Raw genomic sequence first — 15,762 nt, forward strand, 5'->3', positions numbered from 1 at the left:
CCCCTTGCTTGACGTTAATAATTTTGAGTATATGAAAATTGGTCTTGCTTCACCGGATAAGATCCGTTCATGGTCATTCGGAGAAGTGAAAAAGCCAGAAACCATTAACTATCGTACGTTAAAACCTGAGAAAGACGGCTTATTCTGTGAGCGAATCTTTGGTCCAACGAAGGACTGGGAATGTCATTGCGGAAAATATAAGCGTGTCCGTTACAAGGGCGTTGTTTGTGACCGTTGTGGTGTTGAAGTAACACGTGCAAAAGTACGCCGCGAACGTATGGGTCATATTGAATTAGCTGCACCTGTCTCACATATTTGGTACTTTAAAGGTATTCCAAGCCGAATGGGTCTTGTGTTAGACATGTCCCCTCGTGCTTTAGAAGAAATTATCTACTTTGCTTCATATGTAGTGACAGAATCAGGTGATACTCCACTTGATAAAAAGCATCTTTTATCTGAAAAAGAATATCGTGCCTATCGTGAAAAGTACGGAAACAAATTCCAAGCTGCCATGGGCGCAGAAGCGATTAAAAAGCTTCTTTCGGATATTGATTTAAATAAAGAAGTAGACATCCTAAAGGAAGAACTTAAGACTGCACAAGGCCAGCGCCGTACACGCGCGATTAAGCGTCTTGAAGTCTTGGAGGCCTTCCGTAATTCTGGTAATGAGCCATCATGGATGATTCTTGATGTACTTCCAGTTATTCCGCCGGAACTTCGTCCGATGGTACAATTGGATGGCGGACGTTTTGCAACATCTGACCTAAACGATCTTTATCGCCGTGTTATCAACCGTAATAACCGTTTAAAGCGTTTATTAGATCTTGGTGCTCCAAGCATTATTGTTCAAAACGAAAAGCGTATGCTTCAAGAAGCAGTCGATGCCTTAATTGATAACGGCCGTCGCGGCAGACCTGTTACAGGTCCTGGTAACCGTCCGTTAAAATCTCTTTCTCATATGCTTAAAGGTAAACAAGGACGTTTCCGTCAGAACTTGCTCGGTAAACGGGTTGACTATTCCGGCCGTTCCGTTATCGTTGTTGGTCCGAACCTAAAAATGTATCAATGTGGTCTTCCGAAGGAAATGGCTCTTGAATTATTCAAGCCATTTGTGATGAAAGAGTTAGTTGAAAAAGGATTGGCACACAACATTAAATCAGCAAAACGTAAAATCGAACGTGTATCTCCAGATGTTTGGGATGTACTTGAAGATGTTATTAAGGAGCATCCAGTTCTGTTGAACCGTGCCCCTACACTTCATAGATTGGGTATTCAGGCATTTGAACCAACACTTGTTGAAGGACGGGCGATTCGCCTTCATCCACTTGTATGTACAGCATATAACGCGGACTTCGACGGTGACCAAATGGCTGTTCACGTACCATTATCATCTGAAGCTCAAGCAGAGGCTCGTCTGTTGATGCTAGCAGCTCAAAATATCTTGAACCCTAAAGATGGTAAGCCGGTTGTTACTCCTTCTCAGGACATGGTATTAGGTAACTATTACCTAACCTTAGAGCGTGAAGGCACGATTGGTGAAGGTATGGTCTTTAAAGACACTAGTGAAGCAATCCTTGCCTACCAAAACGGCTATGTACACTTCCATACACGTGTAGCTGTTCATGCTGGTTCATTAGGCAATGAAACCTTTACAGAAGAACAAAATAATAAATTATTAATGACAACGGTTGGTAAACTTATTTTTAATGAAATTCTTCCGAAGTCATTCCCGTATATCAATGAACCAACAAGACATAATCTAGAAGTCGAAACACCTGCCAAGTATTTTATTGAAAAAGGTGAAGACGTAAAAGCTAGAATTAAAGAAATGCCTTTGATTGATCCATTTAAAAAGAAAATTCTTGGAAATATCATTGCTGAGGTCTTTAAGCGATTCAAAATTACCGAAACTTCTAAAATGCTTGACCGCATGAAGGATCTAGGCTTTAAACATTCAACTAAAGCCGGTTTAACCGTTGGTGTGGCTGATATTGTCGTACTTCCTGAAAAACCGCAAATTCTTCATGAAGCTCAAGAAAAAGTAGATAACGTAATGAAGCAATTCAGACGTGGTCTAATTACTGAAGATGAGCGTTACGATCGTGTTATTGCGATCTGGAGTGCTGCAAAAGATACCATTCAAGGTAAACTGATGCAGTCCTTGAATAAATCGAATCCGATCTTTATGATGAGTGATTCCGGTGCCCGTGGTAACGCCTCTAACTTTACACAGCTTGCTGGTATGCGTGGTCTGATGGCCAACCCGGCTGGACGTATCATCGAATTACCAATTAAATCAAGTTTCCGTGAAGGATTAACCGTATTAGAGTACTTTATCTCGACTCACGGTGCCCGTAAAGGTCTTGCCGATACAGCCCTTAAAACAGCCGATTCAGGTTACCTAACTCGTCGTTTAGTTGACGTAGCCCAGGATGTCATTGTTCGTGAGGACGATTGTGGTACTGACCGCGGCTTCCTAATCAGTGCTTTAAAAGATGGTACAGAAATCATCGAAGGTTTGGATGAACGCTTAATTGGCCGTTATGCTCGTACGGCTATCAAACACCCTGAAACAAAAGAAGTGCTTGTTCCTGAAAACGGCCTAATTACTGAGGACTTAGCAGAAATTATCGTTAATGCAGGAATTGAAGAAGTGAAAATTAGATCTGCCTTTACGTGTAATACTCGTCATGGTGTATGTAAGAAGTGTTATGGCCGTAACTTGGCAACTGGTCAAGAAGTTGAAGTGGGCGAAGCAGTTGGTATTATCGCTGCCCAATCAATCGGTGAGCCAGGAACACAGTTAACGATGCGTACATTCCATACCGGTGGGGTTGCTGGAGATGATATTACCCAAGGTTTACCGCGTATCCAAGAGATTTTTGAAGCGCGTAACCCTAAAGGTCAAGCAGTCATCTCTGAAATTCAAGGTGTTGTTGTAGGAATTAATGAAGGCCGTGACCGCCAGCATGAAATCGTGGTTCAGGGTGAAGTTGAATCTCGTACCTATAATGCTCCATATACAGCCCGCTTGAAAGTAGCAATCAATGAACAAGTAGAGCGTGGTCAAGAACTAACTGAAGGTTCTATCGATCCGAAAGAATTAATAAAAGTAAAAGACGTTACGTCCGTTCAAGAATACCTATTGCGTGAGGTTCAAAAAGTTTACCGTATGCAAGGGGTTGAAATTGGCGATAAGCACGTCGAAGTAATGGTTCGTCAAATGCTGCGTAAGATCCGTGTTAGCGATGCAGGGGAAACAGATGTACTTCCAGGTACGCTTCTTGATATTCATCAGTTTACTGATGCAAACGAGAAGGCTTTGCTTGAAGGTAAGTTGCCTGCAACTGGACGTCCAGTCTTACTTGGTATCACCAAAGCATCACTTGAAACAGATTCATTCTTGTCAGCAGCATCATTCCAAGAAACAACAAGAGTTCTTACTGATGCGGCAATCAAAGGAAAACGCGATGAGTTACTCGGCTTGAAAGAAAATGTAATCATCGGTAAACTTGTTCCTGCTGGAACAGGAATGCAGCGTTATCGTAAGGCAGAGCCAGTCCTGCGCGATACCACCTCTGAAGAAACTGTTGCAATTGATTAAATAAGCTGTGGTACCTGCAAAATGCAGGTACCACATTTATGAAATTATTACCACTGAGTACTTTGAATAAAATTTACGAAACATTTGTTGACATCTTTTTGGTAAGATGATATTATATCAAAGGTGCTCCTATTCAACGGATACTTTGGAGGATATACTCTATGTCTTATGAAAAAGTATTAAAAGCACACAAGATTGTTATTGGTACAAAACAAGCAGTGAGAGCACTGAAAGAAGGAACTGTACAAGAGATTCTCGTTGCAAACGACGCTGAACCAAAGTTAACAGCAAAAGTCGTTGAAGAAGCACTCTTGATGAAGATCCCAATCCAGTATGTAGACTCGATGAAAAACCTCGGTAAAGCATCTGGAATTGAAGTCGGTGCAGCAACTGTCGCTATTATCCGTTAAAAACTGTTTTTGTAGATAGAGTAATCTGCAAAAACTTTGTTTTTGCAAAAAAATGAACCACCTGGATGTGTGGGCTTACAAATAACGAAGGGAGGAAAAATCATGCCTACTATTAACCAATTAGTGCGCAAACCTCGTCAATCTAAAGAGGAAAAGTCAAAATCACCAGCACTTAACAAAGGTTATAACAGCTTTAAGAAATCTCAAACAAATGTATCTTCACCACAAAAACGCGGAGTATGTACTCGTGTTGGTACAATGACTCCAAAGAAACCAAACTCAGCGTTACGTAAATATGCACGTGTACGTTTGACAAATGGTATCGAGGTGACAGCTTACATTCCTGGTATCGGCCATAACCTTCAAGAGCACAGTGTTGTTCTTATCCGTGGAGGACGTGTAAAGGACTTACCGGGAGTACGTTATCACATCGTACGTGGAGCGCTTGATACAGCTGGAGTAAACAACCGTATGCAAGGCCGTTCTAAATATGGTACTAAGAGACCAAAAGCAGCTAAGAAATAATACACACTAAATAGAAGCTTCTTTGAAAGGAGGAAACAAAATGCCACGTAAAGGTCCTGTAGCAAAAAGAGACGTGTTACCTGATCCACTTTATAATTCTAAATTAGTTACTCGTCTAATCAACAAAATGATGATCGATGGTAAAAGAGGTAAATCTCAAGAAATTCTTTATTCTGCGTTCGATACAATTCGTGAACGTACTGGCAAAGAGCCGATGGAGACTTTCGAAGCAGCAATGAAAAATATCATGCCTGTTCTTGAAGTTAGAGCTCGTCGTGTAGGTGGTGCGAACTACCAAGTACCAGTTGAGGTGCGCCCTGATCGTAGAACAACTTTAGGTCTTCGCTGGTTAGTGAACTATGCGCGTCTTCGCGGAGAAAAAACGATGGAAGAGCGTTTAGCTAACGAAATCATGGATGCAGCTAACAACTCTGGTGCATCTGTTAAGAAACGTGAAGATACACACAAAATGGCAGAAGCAAACAAAGCGTTTGCTCACTATCGTTGGTAATTTAACCTTCAATATAAAAACTTTCATACTAGGAAGGAGAAAGACCCAATGGCAAGAGAGTTCTCCTTAGAAAATACTCGTAATATCGGTATCATGGCACACATTGATGCCGGTAAGACGACTACCACTGAGCGTGTTCTTTACTACACTGGTCGTATTCATAAGATTGGTGAAACACATGAAGGTGCTTCTCAGATGGACTGGATGGAGCAGGAACAAGAACGCGGTATCACTATCACATCAGCAGCAACAACTGCATCGTGGAAAGGCCACCGCGTAAATATCATTGATACACCAGGACACGTAGACTTCACAGTTGAAGTTGAACGTTCCCTGCGTGTACTAGATGGTGCGGTAGCAGTACTAGATGCACAATCTGGTGTTGAGCCACAAACTGAAACAGTATGGCGTCAAGCAACAACTTACGGTGTACCACGTGTCGTATTCGTAAACAAAATGGACAAAATCGGAGCTGACTTCCTATATTCTGTAGGAACAATTCACGACCGTTTGCAAGCGAATGCGCATGCGATTCAGTTACCTATCGGTGCTGAAGATCAGTTTGAAGCAATCATTGACCTTGTAGAAATGAATGCTGTATTCTACGGTAACGACTTAGGAACTGATATTGAAGTTCGTGAGATTCCAGAAGAATACCGCGCTCAAGCTGAAGAATACCGTGAAAAGCTTATTGAAGCAGTTGCAGAATTAGATGAAGAGTTAATGGAAAAATACCTTGGCGGTGAAGAAATCACTAAAGAAGAGCTAAAAGCAGCTATTCGTAAAGGTACTGTTAACGTAGAATTCTACCCTGTAATCTGTGGATCAGCATTTAAAAACAAAGGTGTTCAATTAATGTTGGATGCAGTTATCGATTATCTTCCATCTCCACTAGATGTACCTGCTATTAAAGGTCATGCGGTTGATGATGAAGAAGAAATTCTTGAGCGTCACTCAAGCGATGAAGAGCCATTCTCAGCTCTAGCATTCAAAGTTATGACAGACCCTTATGTAGGTAAATTAACGTTCTTCCGTGTTTACTCTGGTACTTTAGAGGCTGGATCATATGTTCAGAACTCAACTAAAGGAAAGCGTGAGCGTATCGGACGTATCCTACAAATGCATGCTAACAGCCGTCAAGAAATCTCTAAGGTTTTCGCGGGTGATATTGCAGCAGCTGTAGGTCTAAAAGATACAACTACTGGTGATACTCTATGTGATGAGAAAAACCTTGTTATCTTAGAGTCTATGCAATTCCCAGAGCCAGTAATCCAACTTTCAGTTGAACCAAAATCAAAAGCAGACCAAGACAAAATGACAACTGCTTTACAAAAACTTCAAGAAGAAGATCCAACTTTCCGCGCACATACAGACCAGGAAACTGGACAAGTCATCATTGCTGGTATGGGTGAACTTCACCTTGACATCATCGTTGACCGTATGCGTCGTGAGTTCAAAGTTGAAGCTAACGTAGGTGCTCCACAGGTTGCTTACCGTGAAACATTCCGTGCTTCTGCACAAGTTGAAGGTAAGTTTGCCCGCCAATCTGGTGGTCGTGGACAATACGGTCACGTTTGGATCGAATTCGGACCTAATGATGAAGGTAAAGGATTTGAATTCGTAAACGGTATCGTTGGTGGTGTTGTTCCTCGTGAATACATCCCTGCAGTACAAGCTGGTCTTGAAGATGCACTAGATCGCGGTGTTCTTGCTGGTTATCCATTAGTTGATATTAAAGCAAGATTATTCGATGGATCTTACCATGATGTTGACTCCTCTGAAATGGCGTTTAAAATTGCTGCCTCAATGGCGCTTAAAAATGCTGCTTCTAAGTGTCAGCCAGTTATCCTTGAACCTGTTATGAGAGTAGAAGTTGTAATCCCTGAAGATTACCTAGGTGATATCATGGGTCAAATTACTGCTCGCCGTGGCCGTGTTGAAGGTATGGAAGCTCGTGGTAATGCACAAGTAGTTCGTTCAATGGTTCCACTTTCTGAAATGTTTGGTTATGCAACTGCACTTCGTTCAAGTACTCAAGGTCGTGGAGTATTCTCTATGCACTTTGATCACTACGAAGAAGTTCCAAAATCAATTTCTGAAGAAATCATTAAAAAAAATAAAGGTGAATAATTGATTTTCACCCTTATATAAAGTATAACTACTTATGTAAGAACGGAAACTGTTGATTGGCTAACTCCTTTTAACAGTTTCCACTTAAAATATACTTAAAACCTTATAATCCAAAGGAGGATTTTCCAAATGGCAAAAGCTAAATTCGACCGTTCAAAGCCACACGTTAACATTGGTACAATCGGACACGTTGACCATGGTAAAACTACTTTAACAGCTGCAATCACTTCTGTTCTTGCTAAATCAGGTAAAGCAGAAGCTCGTGCATACGATCAAATTGATGGTGCACCAGAAGAAAAAGAACGTGGTATCACAATCTCTACTGCACACGTTGAATATGAAACTGATAACCGTCACTATGCACACGTTGACTGCCCAGGACACGCTGACTATGTTAAAAACATGATCACTGGTGCTGCGCAAATGGACGGCGGTATCCTAGTAGTATCTGCAACTGACGGCCCAATGCCACAAACTCGTGAGCACATCCTTCTTTCTCGTCAGGTAGGCGTACCTTACCTTGTTGTATTCATGAACAAGTGTGATATGGTTGACGACGAAGAGCTTCTTGAATTAGTAGAAATGGAAATTCGTGACCTATTAACAGAATACGATTTCCCTGGCGATGACACTCCAGTTATCAAAGGTTCTGCTCTTAAAGCTCTTGAGGGTGAAGCTGAATGGGAAGAAAAAGTTCTTGAATTAATGGCTGCTGTTGATGAGTTCATTCCAACTCCAACTCGTGACACTGACAAGCCTTTCATGATGCCAGTTGAGGATGTATTCTCAATCACTGGTCGTGGAACTGTTGCTACAGGACGTGTTGAGCGTGGTGTAGTTAAAGTTGGTGACGTAGTTGAAATCGTTGGTTTCACTGAAGAGCCAAAATCTACTACTGTAACAGGTGTAGAAATGTTCCGTAAGCTTCTTGATTTTGCTGAAGCTGGTGACAACATCGGTGCCCTTCTTCGTGGTGTTGCTCGTGAAGAAATCGAGCGTGGACAAGTTTTGGCTAAGCCAAAATCAATCACTCCACACACAAAGTTTAAAGCACAAGTTTACGTATTATCAAAAGAAGAAGGTGGACGTCATACTCCATTCTTCACAAACTATCGTCCACAATTCTATTTCCGTACTTCTGATATTACAGGTATCTGTAATCTTCCAGAAGGTACTGAAATGGTTATGCCTGGCGACCATATTGAAATGACTGTTGAACTAATCGCTCCAGTTGCGATCGAAGAAGGAACTAAGTTCTCTATTCGTGAAGGCGGACGTACAGTTGGTTCAGGTTCAATCACAACTATTCAAGAGTAATCACTCTATAAAAAGCAGATGGATGACGATCCATCTGCTTTTTTTTGTTTATGAATGAAATTAATGAATTCTGGTCTATTTTCGGATTCCATATCAATAATCTCATTCTATTGGACGATTTTTCATAAGGAAACTTAAAGGTTGTCCGATAGTTTCTTTCTATTAGACAAAATTGTGAGGTTGCAAAAAGATTTTGTCTAATAGGCGCTTTCTAATGGACAAACTTATGATTTTCAAAGAGATTATGTCCAATAGGGTGCTGCTATTGGACAATTTTTATAAGGAAACAGAAAATTTGTCCGATAGACTCAGTCTATAAGACAAAATCGTGGTGGTGTAAAAGGATTTTGTCCAATAGGGAACTGCTATTGGACAGTTTTCATAAGGAAACAGAAAATTTGTCCGATAGCCCAAGTCTATAAGACAAAATCGTAAGGAGTAAAAGGATTTTGTCCAATAACCCCATACTAAACGACAATTATTCACCCCTCAAACATACTTAGAACTTCCCCCATATCCAACCCCTAAGAAACTAATCCATAAAACCACAGCAAATTCACTCCATATTTCTTCTATATATATATAAGTTAGATAATTTCGAAATTAAGTAAATAAAGTTGAATGAATTAGGATATTTTTGGAGATTAAGATTAACAGTTGAAAAAGACTGTAACAGCCTTTATAATAGAAAAAGTGTTCAAGACAGAAGCATAAAGAAAAAGTCATAAAAAAATGTTGCTTTACCTTTATGTTTTATGTATAATAGACAATGTTGGTCTTTGACTGCGATGATGTGGAAGGTTGCTGACACACCCGGCCGCTTTGCCATGGCGAGTGTGTGGGAAATTTTCACTGAGAATGTCTATTTTGAAAATAGGCGAATAAAGGAGGGAAAATAATGGCAAAACAAAAAATTCGTATCCGTCTTAAAGCGTATGATCACAGAATCCTTGATCAATCAGCAGAAAAAATCGTTGAAACAGCAAAACGTTCTGGTGCGGCAGTTTCTGGTCCGATTCCGCTACCAACCGAAAAATCTGTTTACACAATTCTTCGTGCGGTTCATAAGTATAAAGATTCTCGTGAGCAATTCGAAATGCGGACACATAAGCGTCTAATCGACATCGTTAACCCAACTCCACAAACAGTTGATGCGTTAATGCGTTTAGATTTACCATCTGGTGTTGATATCGAAATTAAACTTTAATCAAATAAACATTTAAAAATATAGGAGGTGTGACTTACATGACCAAAGGAATCTTAGGAAGAAAAATTGGTATGACTCAAGTATTTGCAGAAAACGGACTCTTAATTCCAGTAACTGTTGTTGAGGTAGCTCCAAACGTTGTTCTTCAAAAGAAATCTGATGATAGCGATGGATATGTTGCTGTTCAAGTTGGTTTTGAAGACAAGCGTGAAAAGTTAGCTAACAAGCCTGAAAAAGGACATGTTGCGAAAGCAAATACTGCTCCTAAGCGCTTCATTCGCGAATTCCGCGGAGACGACTTAGCAGCATATGAAGTTGGTCAGGAAGTCAAAGTTGATATTTTCGCTGCAGGAGATATCGTAGATGTAACAGGAATCTCAAAAGGTAAAGGTTTCCAAGGCTCAATCAAACGCCACGGACAATCACGCGGCCCTATGGCTCACGGTTCTCGTTATCATCGTCGTCCAGGTTCAATGGGACCTGTTGCTCCAAACCGTGTATTCAAAGGTAAAGCATTACCAGGACGCATGGGTGGGGAACAAGTTACTGTTCAAAACCTTGAAATTGTTAAAGTTGACACAGAGCGCAACTTATTATTAATCAAAGGTAACGTACCTGGTGCTAAAAAAGCATTATTAAAAATCAAAGGTGCGGTTAAAGCATAATTCACTTTGTAAGAAAGGAGGAACAAAGGAATGCCTAAAGTAGCATTATTAAACCAAAACGGTTCTCAAGTTGGAGACATCGAACTTAATGACTCAGTTTTTGGTATTGAGCCTAACCAACACGTATTATTTGAAGCAATTGTTATGCAAAGAGCTTCTTTACGTCAAGGAACTCATAAAACAAAAGTTCGTTCAGAAGTAGCAGGCGGTGGCCGTAAGCCATGGCGTCAAAAAGGAACAGGACGTGCTCGTCAAGGTTCCATCCGTTCACCACAATGGCGCGGAGGTGGTACTGTATTTGGTCCAACACCACGCAGCTACAGCTACAAATTACCTAAAAAAGTTCGCCGTTTAGCGATCAAATCTGCACTTTCATCTAAAGTGTTAGACGAAAATATCTTGGTACTTGAAAGCCTAGCTTTTGATGCACCAAAAACAAAAGAATTCAAATCAGTATTAGGTGGCCTTTCTGTTGAGAAGAAAGCACTAATCGTTACTGCTGACCTTGATGAAAACGTAGCATTATCTGCTCGTAACATCCCTGGTGTAACAGTTGTAACAGCTGATGGAATCAACGTATTAGACGTTGTAAATCATGAGAAGTTAATCATGACTAAAGCAGCGGTTGAAAAAGTAGAGGAGGTGCTTGCATAATGGATGCACGCGATATCATTAAGCGCCCCGTTATCACTGAACGGTCTACTGACCTAATGTCTGAAAAGAAATATACGTTTGAAGTTGATGTTAGAGCTAATAAAACACAAGTTAAAGATGCTATTGAAGAAATCTTTGGCGTAGATGTTGATAAAGTAAACATCATGAACTATAAAGGTAAATTCAAGCGTATGGGAAAATTCGGCGGATACACTAACAAGCGTCGTAAAGCGATTGTTAAATTAACTGCTGATAGCAAAGAAATCGAAATCTTTGAAGCATAAGAAGCTATCAAGAAGAGGAGGGAAATAATATGGCGATTAAAAAGTACAAACCTACCTCCAATGGTCGTCGTGGAATGACAGTTTCTGATTTCGCTGAAATCACAACTAGCACTCCAGAGAAATCTCTATTAGCTCCATTAAAGAGCAAAGGCGGCCGTAATAACCAAGGTAAGTTAACTGTTCGTCATCAAGGTGGCGGCCATAAGCGTCAATATCGTTTAATTGACTTTAAACGTAACAAAGATGGCATTCCAGGACGCGTTGCTACAATCGAATACGATCCAAACCGTTCTGCAAATATTGCCTTAATTAACTATTTAGATGGAGAAAAGCGTTATATCTTAGCTCCTAAAAACTTAGAAGTTGGTATGGAAGTAGTGTCTGGTCCTGAGGCTGACATTAAAGTGGGTAACGCACTTCCACTTGCTAACATTCCTGTTGGTACTGTAGTACACAACATTGAGTTAAAACCAGGTAAAGGCGGACAATTAGTTCGTTCTGCAGGAACTTCTGCTCAAGTACTTGGTAAAGAAGGTAAATACGTACTAGTACGTTTAACTTCTGGTGAAACTCGTATGATTCTTGCTGAGTGCCGTGCTTCAATCGGCCAAGTAGGTAACGAGCAGCACGAACTTATTAATATTGGTAAAGCAGGTCGTTCACGCTGGTTAGGCAAGCGTCCAACTGTACGTGGATCTGTTATGAACCCTAACGATCACCCACATGGTGGTGGTGAAGGACGTTCACCAATCGGACGTAAGTCACCAATGTCTCCTTGGGGTAAACCAACTCTTGGATACAAGACTCGTAAGAAGAAAAATAAGTCAGATAAGTTTATCGTACGTCGTCGTAAAAAATAACGGGACTAACCTACGGTTCATGAGTAGAACCGTAGTACAGTCACGAAGGGAGGTTCCTTCATGGGTCGCAGCTTGAAAAAAGGACCATTTGTTGATGATCATTTAATGGTTAAGGTCGAAAAGTTAAATGAAACTGAGAGTAAACAAGTTATTAAAACTTGGTCTCGACGTTCTACGATCTTCCCACAATTTATCGGCCACACTATCGCAGTTTATGATGGTCGCAAACATGTGCCTGTATATGTTACTGAAGACATGGTAGGACACAAGCTTGGAGAATTCGCTCCAACACGTGCTTACAAAGGCCATGGTAATGATGACAAGAAAACAAGACGTTAAGAGAGGAGGGCATCCAAATGCAAGCTAAAGCTGTTGCAAGAACAGTTCGTATTGCTCCTCGTAAAGCACGTTTAGTCGTTGATTTAATCCGAGGTAAGCAAGTTGGTGAAGCGGTGGCGATTTTAAATCTCACTCCTAAGGCTGCTTCTCCAATCGTGGAAAAAGTACTAAAATCTGCTATGGCAAACGCTGAGCACAACTATGAAATGGACGTTAACAATCTAGTTGTTGCACAAGCATTCGTCGACGAAGGACCAACCTTAAAACGTTTCCGTCCTCGTGCTATGGGCCGTGCAAGCCAAATTAACAAACGCACAAGCCACATTACAATCGTTTTAACAGAAAAGAAGGAGGGATAAGCTGTGGGTCAAAAAGTAAATCCAGTCGGTTTGCGTATCGGAATCATCCGTGATTGGGAATCTAAGTGGTACGCAGGTAAAGACTTCGCTGATCTTTTACACGAAGACCTTAAAGTTCGTGAGTATATCACGAAGCGTTTAAAAGATGCTTCTGTTTCTAAAGTAGAAATCGAACGTGCGGCTAACCGTGTGAATGTAACTGTTCATACTGCGAAACCTGGTATGGTTATCGGTAAAGGCGGTACTGAAGTTGAAGCACTTCGTAAAGCTCTAAATCAATTAACTGGCAAACGCGTTCACATCAACATTCTTGAAATCAAAAGAGCTGACGTTGATGCTAAACTAGTTGCTGAAAATATTGCTCGTCAATTAGAAAACCGTGTATCTTTCCGTCGTGCACAAAAGCAAGCTATCCAACGTGCTATGCGTGCAGGAGCAAAAGGTATTAAAACAATGGTATCTGGTCGTTTAGGCGGAGCTGATATCGCTCGTTCTGAACACTATAGCGAAGGTACTGTTCCACTTCACACACTTCGTGCGGATATCGACTATGCTACAGCTGAAGCTGATACTACTTATGGTAAGCTAGGCGTTAAAGTATGGATCTATAAGGGAGAAGTCCTTCCTACTAAGAAGAAAAATGCGGAAGGAGGCAAATAATTATGTTATTGCCAAAACGCGTAAAATATCGCCGTCAACACCGTGGAAAGATGCGCGGTCAAGCTAAAGGCGGTACTGAAGTAACATTCGGTGAATACGGCCTACAAGCTTTAGAAGCTTCTTGGATTACAAACCGTCAGATTGAAGCAGCTCGTATTGCGATGACTCGTTACATGAAACGTGGCGGTAAAGTTTGGATCAAAATTTTCCCTCACAAGCCTTACACTGCTAAGCCTCTAGAAGTTCGGATGGGTTCCGGTAAAGGTGCTCCTGAAGGATGGGTAGCTGTTGTAAAGCCAGGAAAAATCATGTTTGAAATCGCTGGTGTTTCTGAAGAAATCGCACGTGAAGCACTTCGTCTTGCAATGCACAAACTTCCAGTTAAATGTAAGTTTGTAAAACGTGAAGAAATTGGTGGTGAATCAAGTGAAAGCTAATGAACTACGTGAACTTACCACTGCTGAAATTGAACAAAAAGTTAAATCTCTAAAAGAAGAACTTTTCAACCTTCGCTTTCAATTGGCGACGGGACAACTTGAAAACACAGCTCGTATTCGTGAAGTACGCAAATCAATTGCTCGCATGAAGACAGTTGTTCGTGAAAGAGAAATCAGCGTTAACAAGTAATTATCCGAGAGGAGGTTCACACAATGAGTGAACGTAACCAGCGCAAAGTTTACACTGGACGCGTTGTTTCTGACAAAATGGATAAAACCGTTACTGTTCTAGTAGAAACACATAAAAAGCATCCTTTATACGGTAAACGCGTGAAATACTCTAAAAAGTTTAAAGCTCATGATGAGCAAAACGAAGCAAAGATCGGCGATGTAGTACGCATCATGGAAACTCGCCCACTTTCAGCTACTAAACGTTTCCGTTTAGTTGAAATCGTAGAAAAAGCAGTTATCATTTAATTGTTCGGATAAGCTTCATTCCGAAGGGAGGTTACACACATGATTCAACAAGAATCACGTTTAAAAGTTGCTGACAACTCTGGTGCTCGTGAAGTACTTACGATTAAAGTTCTTGGTGGTTCTGGTCGCAAAACTGCTGGTATTGGTGATGTGATCGTTTGTACAGTAAAACAAGCAACACCAGGTGGCGTTGTTAAAAAAGGTGACGTTGTTAAGGCTGTTATTGTACGTACAAAGAGCGGTGCGCGTCGTCCCGATGGTTCTTACATTCGTTTCGATGAAAACGCATGTGTCATTATTAAAGATGATAAAAGCCCTCGTGGAACTCGTATCTTCGGACCAGTTGCCCGCGAACTTCGCGACAACAACTTTATGAAAATCGTTTCTTTAGCTCCAGAAGTATTATAATTTTAAAATTAATTGCCTTTAAGGAGGTGCGCACAGATGCATGTAAAAAAAGGTGATAAAGTAAGAGTCATCTCTGGTAAGGATAAAGGCAAAACAGGTGTAATCCTGGCTGCTTATCCAAAAGATAACCGTGTAGTGGTTGAAGGTGTGAACATTGTGAAAAAACACTCTAAGCCATCTCAAGTGAATCCACAAGGCGGAATTATTAACTTTGAGGCTCCTATCCATGTATCAAACGTAATGCCTATCGATCCTAAAACAGGTAACCCAACTCGTGTAGGTTACACAACGGTTGATGGCAAAAAAGTACGCGTAGCAAAATCCGGTGAAGTATTAGATAAATAGTTTATAAAAGAAGGGAGGTACAATGAATGAACCGCCTAAAAGAAAAATTTGTTAAAGAAGTAACACCTGCTCTAATGAGCAAGTTCAACTATAAATCAGTTATGGAAGTTCCAAAACTTGAGAAAATCGTAATCAACATGGGTGTAGGTGACGCAGTTGCAAATGCTAAAGCACTTGACAATGCTGTTGAGGAGTTAGCTACTATTACTGGTCAAAAGCCAGTTGTAACTCGTGCGAAGAAATCTATCGCTGGTTTCCGTCTTCGTGAAGGTATGCCAATCGGTGCAAAGGTTACACTTCGCGGTGAGCGCATGTACGAATTCTTGGATAAATTAGTTTCCGTTTCTTTACCTCGTGTACGTGACTTCCGTGGTGTTTCTAAGAAAGCATTTGATGGTCGCGGTAACTACACTTTAGGTATTAAAGAACAATTAATCTTCCCTGAAATTGATTACGATAAAGTAAGCAAAGTTCGTGGTATGGATATCGTTATCGTAACGACAGCAAACACTGATGAAGAATCACGTGAACTTTTAACTCAATTTGGAATGCCATTCCAAAAGTAATCGT

At 40.8% G+C, this 15,762-nt stretch carries 20 protein-coding genes; all 20 read left to right on the forward strand.

The genetic code is table 11. The annotated features are described in order from the left end of the window. The first annotated feature begins 4 nt into the window (after window positions 1–4). Entirely contained in the window at window positions 5–3,604 is a 3,600-nt protein-coding gene (rpoC, locus tag L1999_RS00645; protein WP_235741827.1) for a DNA-directed RNA polymerase subunit beta', read from the forward strand. Between the two features lie 161 nt (window positions 3,605–3,765). Continuing rightward, window positions 3,766–4,014 carry a 50S ribosomal protein L7ae-like protein gene (locus L1999_RS00650; RefSeq protein ID WP_215047102.1) on the forward strand — a complete coding sequence of 83 codons (249 nt, stop codon included), beginning with the start codon at window positions 3,766–3,768 and terminating at the stop codon, window positions 4,012–4,014. A gap of 102 nt (window positions 4,015–4,116) precedes the next feature. Continuing rightward, the gene (gene rpsL, locus L1999_RS00655; RefSeq protein WP_026565517.1) at window positions 4,117–4,539 is read left to right on the forward strand and encodes a 30S ribosomal protein S12; all 423 of its coding nucleotides are present in this window, start codon (window positions 4,117–4,119) and stop codon (window positions 4,537–4,539) included. A gap of 40 nt (window positions 4,540–4,579) precedes the next feature. Then, window positions 4,580–5,050, forward strand: a complete 471-nt coding sequence (gene rpsG / locus L1999_RS00660; RefSeq protein WP_215047099.1) for a 30S ribosomal protein S7 — start codon at window positions 4,580–4,582, stop codon at window positions 5,048–5,050. 48 nt (window positions 5,051–5,098) lie between these two features. After that, window positions 5,099–7,180: an elongation factor G gene (gene fusA / locus L1999_RS00665; protein WP_235741828.1), complete on the forward strand. Its 2,082-nt coding sequence runs from the start codon at window positions 5,099–5,101 to the stop codon at window positions 7,178–7,180. A gap of 129 nt (window positions 7,181–7,309) precedes the next feature. Beyond that, window positions 7,310–8,497 carry an elongation factor Tu gene (gene tuf / locus L1999_RS00670; protein WP_235741829.1) on the forward strand — a complete coding sequence of 396 codons (1,188 nt, stop codon included), beginning with the start codon at window positions 7,310–7,312 and terminating at the stop codon, window positions 8,495–8,497. An 898-nt stretch (window positions 8,498–9,395) separates the two neighbouring features. Further along, window positions 9,396–9,704 carry a 30S ribosomal protein S10 gene (gene rpsJ, locus L1999_RS00675; RefSeq protein WP_007085291.1) on the forward strand — a complete coding sequence of 103 codons (309 nt, stop codon included), beginning with the start codon at window positions 9,396–9,398 and terminating at the stop codon, window positions 9,702–9,704. 38 nt (window positions 9,705–9,742) lie between these two features. After that, entirely contained in the window at window positions 9,743–10,369 is a 627-nt protein-coding gene (gene rplC / locus L1999_RS00680) for a 50S ribosomal protein L3 (protein WP_235741830.1), read from the forward strand. A gap of 30 nt (window positions 10,370–10,399) precedes the next feature. Further along, complete coding sequence (gene rplD / locus L1999_RS00685; protein WP_235741831.1) at window positions 10,400–11,023, forward strand: 50S ribosomal protein L4; 624 nt, start codon at window positions 10,400–10,402, stop codon at window positions 11,021–11,023. Then, window positions 11,023–11,307 (forward strand): 50S ribosomal protein L23, encoded by a 285-nt coding sequence (rplW, locus tag L1999_RS00690; RefSeq protein WP_098533217.1) that lies wholly within the window; start codon window positions 11,023–11,025, stop codon window positions 11,305–11,307. Before rplD ends, rplW begins: the two co-directional genes overlap by 1 nt. A gap of 29 nt (window positions 11,308–11,336) precedes the next feature. After that, on the forward strand, window positions 11,337–12,167 hold the full coding sequence (rplB, locus tag L1999_RS00695) for a 50S ribosomal protein L2 (protein ID WP_235741832.1): 831 nt from the start codon (window positions 11,337–11,339) through the stop codon (window positions 12,165–12,167). A gap of 60 nt (window positions 12,168–12,227) precedes the next feature. Next, complete coding sequence (gene rpsS / locus L1999_RS00700; RefSeq protein ID WP_026565526.1) at window positions 12,228–12,506, forward strand: 30S ribosomal protein S19; 279 nt, start codon at window positions 12,228–12,230, stop codon at window positions 12,504–12,506. A 17-nt stretch (window positions 12,507–12,523) separates the two neighbouring features. Beyond that, window positions 12,524–12,865: a 50S ribosomal protein L22 gene (rplV, locus tag L1999_RS00705; RefSeq protein WP_098533214.1), complete on the forward strand. Its 342-nt coding sequence runs from the start codon at window positions 12,524–12,526 to the stop codon at window positions 12,863–12,865. Between the two features lie 3 nt (window positions 12,866–12,868). Then, window positions 12,869–13,525, forward strand: coding sequence for a 30S ribosomal protein S3 (gene rpsC, locus L1999_RS00710; RefSeq protein ID WP_098533212.1), 657 nt, complete (start codon window positions 12,869–12,871; stop codon window positions 13,523–13,525). Between the two features lie 2 nt (window positions 13,526–13,527). Beyond that, on the forward strand, window positions 13,528–13,962 hold the full coding sequence (gene rplP / locus L1999_RS00715) for a 50S ribosomal protein L16 (protein WP_098533210.1): 435 nt from the start codon (window positions 13,528–13,530) through the stop codon (window positions 13,960–13,962). Then, the gene (gene rpmC / locus L1999_RS00720) at window positions 13,952–14,152 is read left to right on the forward strand and encodes a 50S ribosomal protein L29 (protein WP_098533209.1); all 201 of its coding nucleotides are present in this window, start codon (window positions 13,952–13,954) and stop codon (window positions 14,150–14,152) included. The genes rplP and rpmC overlap by 11 nt, the downstream gene beginning before the upstream one ends. Window positions 14,153–14,175: 23 nt before the next feature. Beyond that, window positions 14,176–14,439 (forward strand): 30S ribosomal protein S17, encoded by a 264-nt coding sequence (rpsQ, locus tag L1999_RS00725; protein WP_066094707.1) that lies wholly within the window; start codon window positions 14,176–14,178, stop codon window positions 14,437–14,439. A gap of 39 nt (window positions 14,440–14,478) precedes the next feature. Continuing rightward, window positions 14,479–14,847: a 50S ribosomal protein L14 gene (gene rplN, locus L1999_RS00730; RefSeq protein WP_034676100.1), complete on the forward strand. Its 369-nt coding sequence runs from the start codon at window positions 14,479–14,481 to the stop codon at window positions 14,845–14,847. 36 nt (window positions 14,848–14,883) lie between these two features. Continuing rightward, complete coding sequence (gene rplX, locus L1999_RS00735) at window positions 14,884–15,192, forward strand: 50S ribosomal protein L24 (protein WP_215047087.1); 309 nt, start codon at window positions 14,884–14,886, stop codon at window positions 15,190–15,192. Window positions 15,193–15,218: 26 nt separating this feature from the next. Beyond that, entirely contained in the window at window positions 15,219–15,758 is a 540-nt protein-coding gene (gene rplE, locus L1999_RS00740) for a 50S ribosomal protein L5 (RefSeq protein ID WP_098533207.1), read from the forward strand. Window positions 15,759–15,762: the final 4 nt, after the last annotated feature.

This window comes from Neobacillus drentensis, from assembly GCF_021560175.1.
Classification (GTDB): domain Bacteria; phylum Bacillota; class Bacilli; order Bacillales; family Cytobacillaceae; genus Neobacillus; species Neobacillus drentensis_A.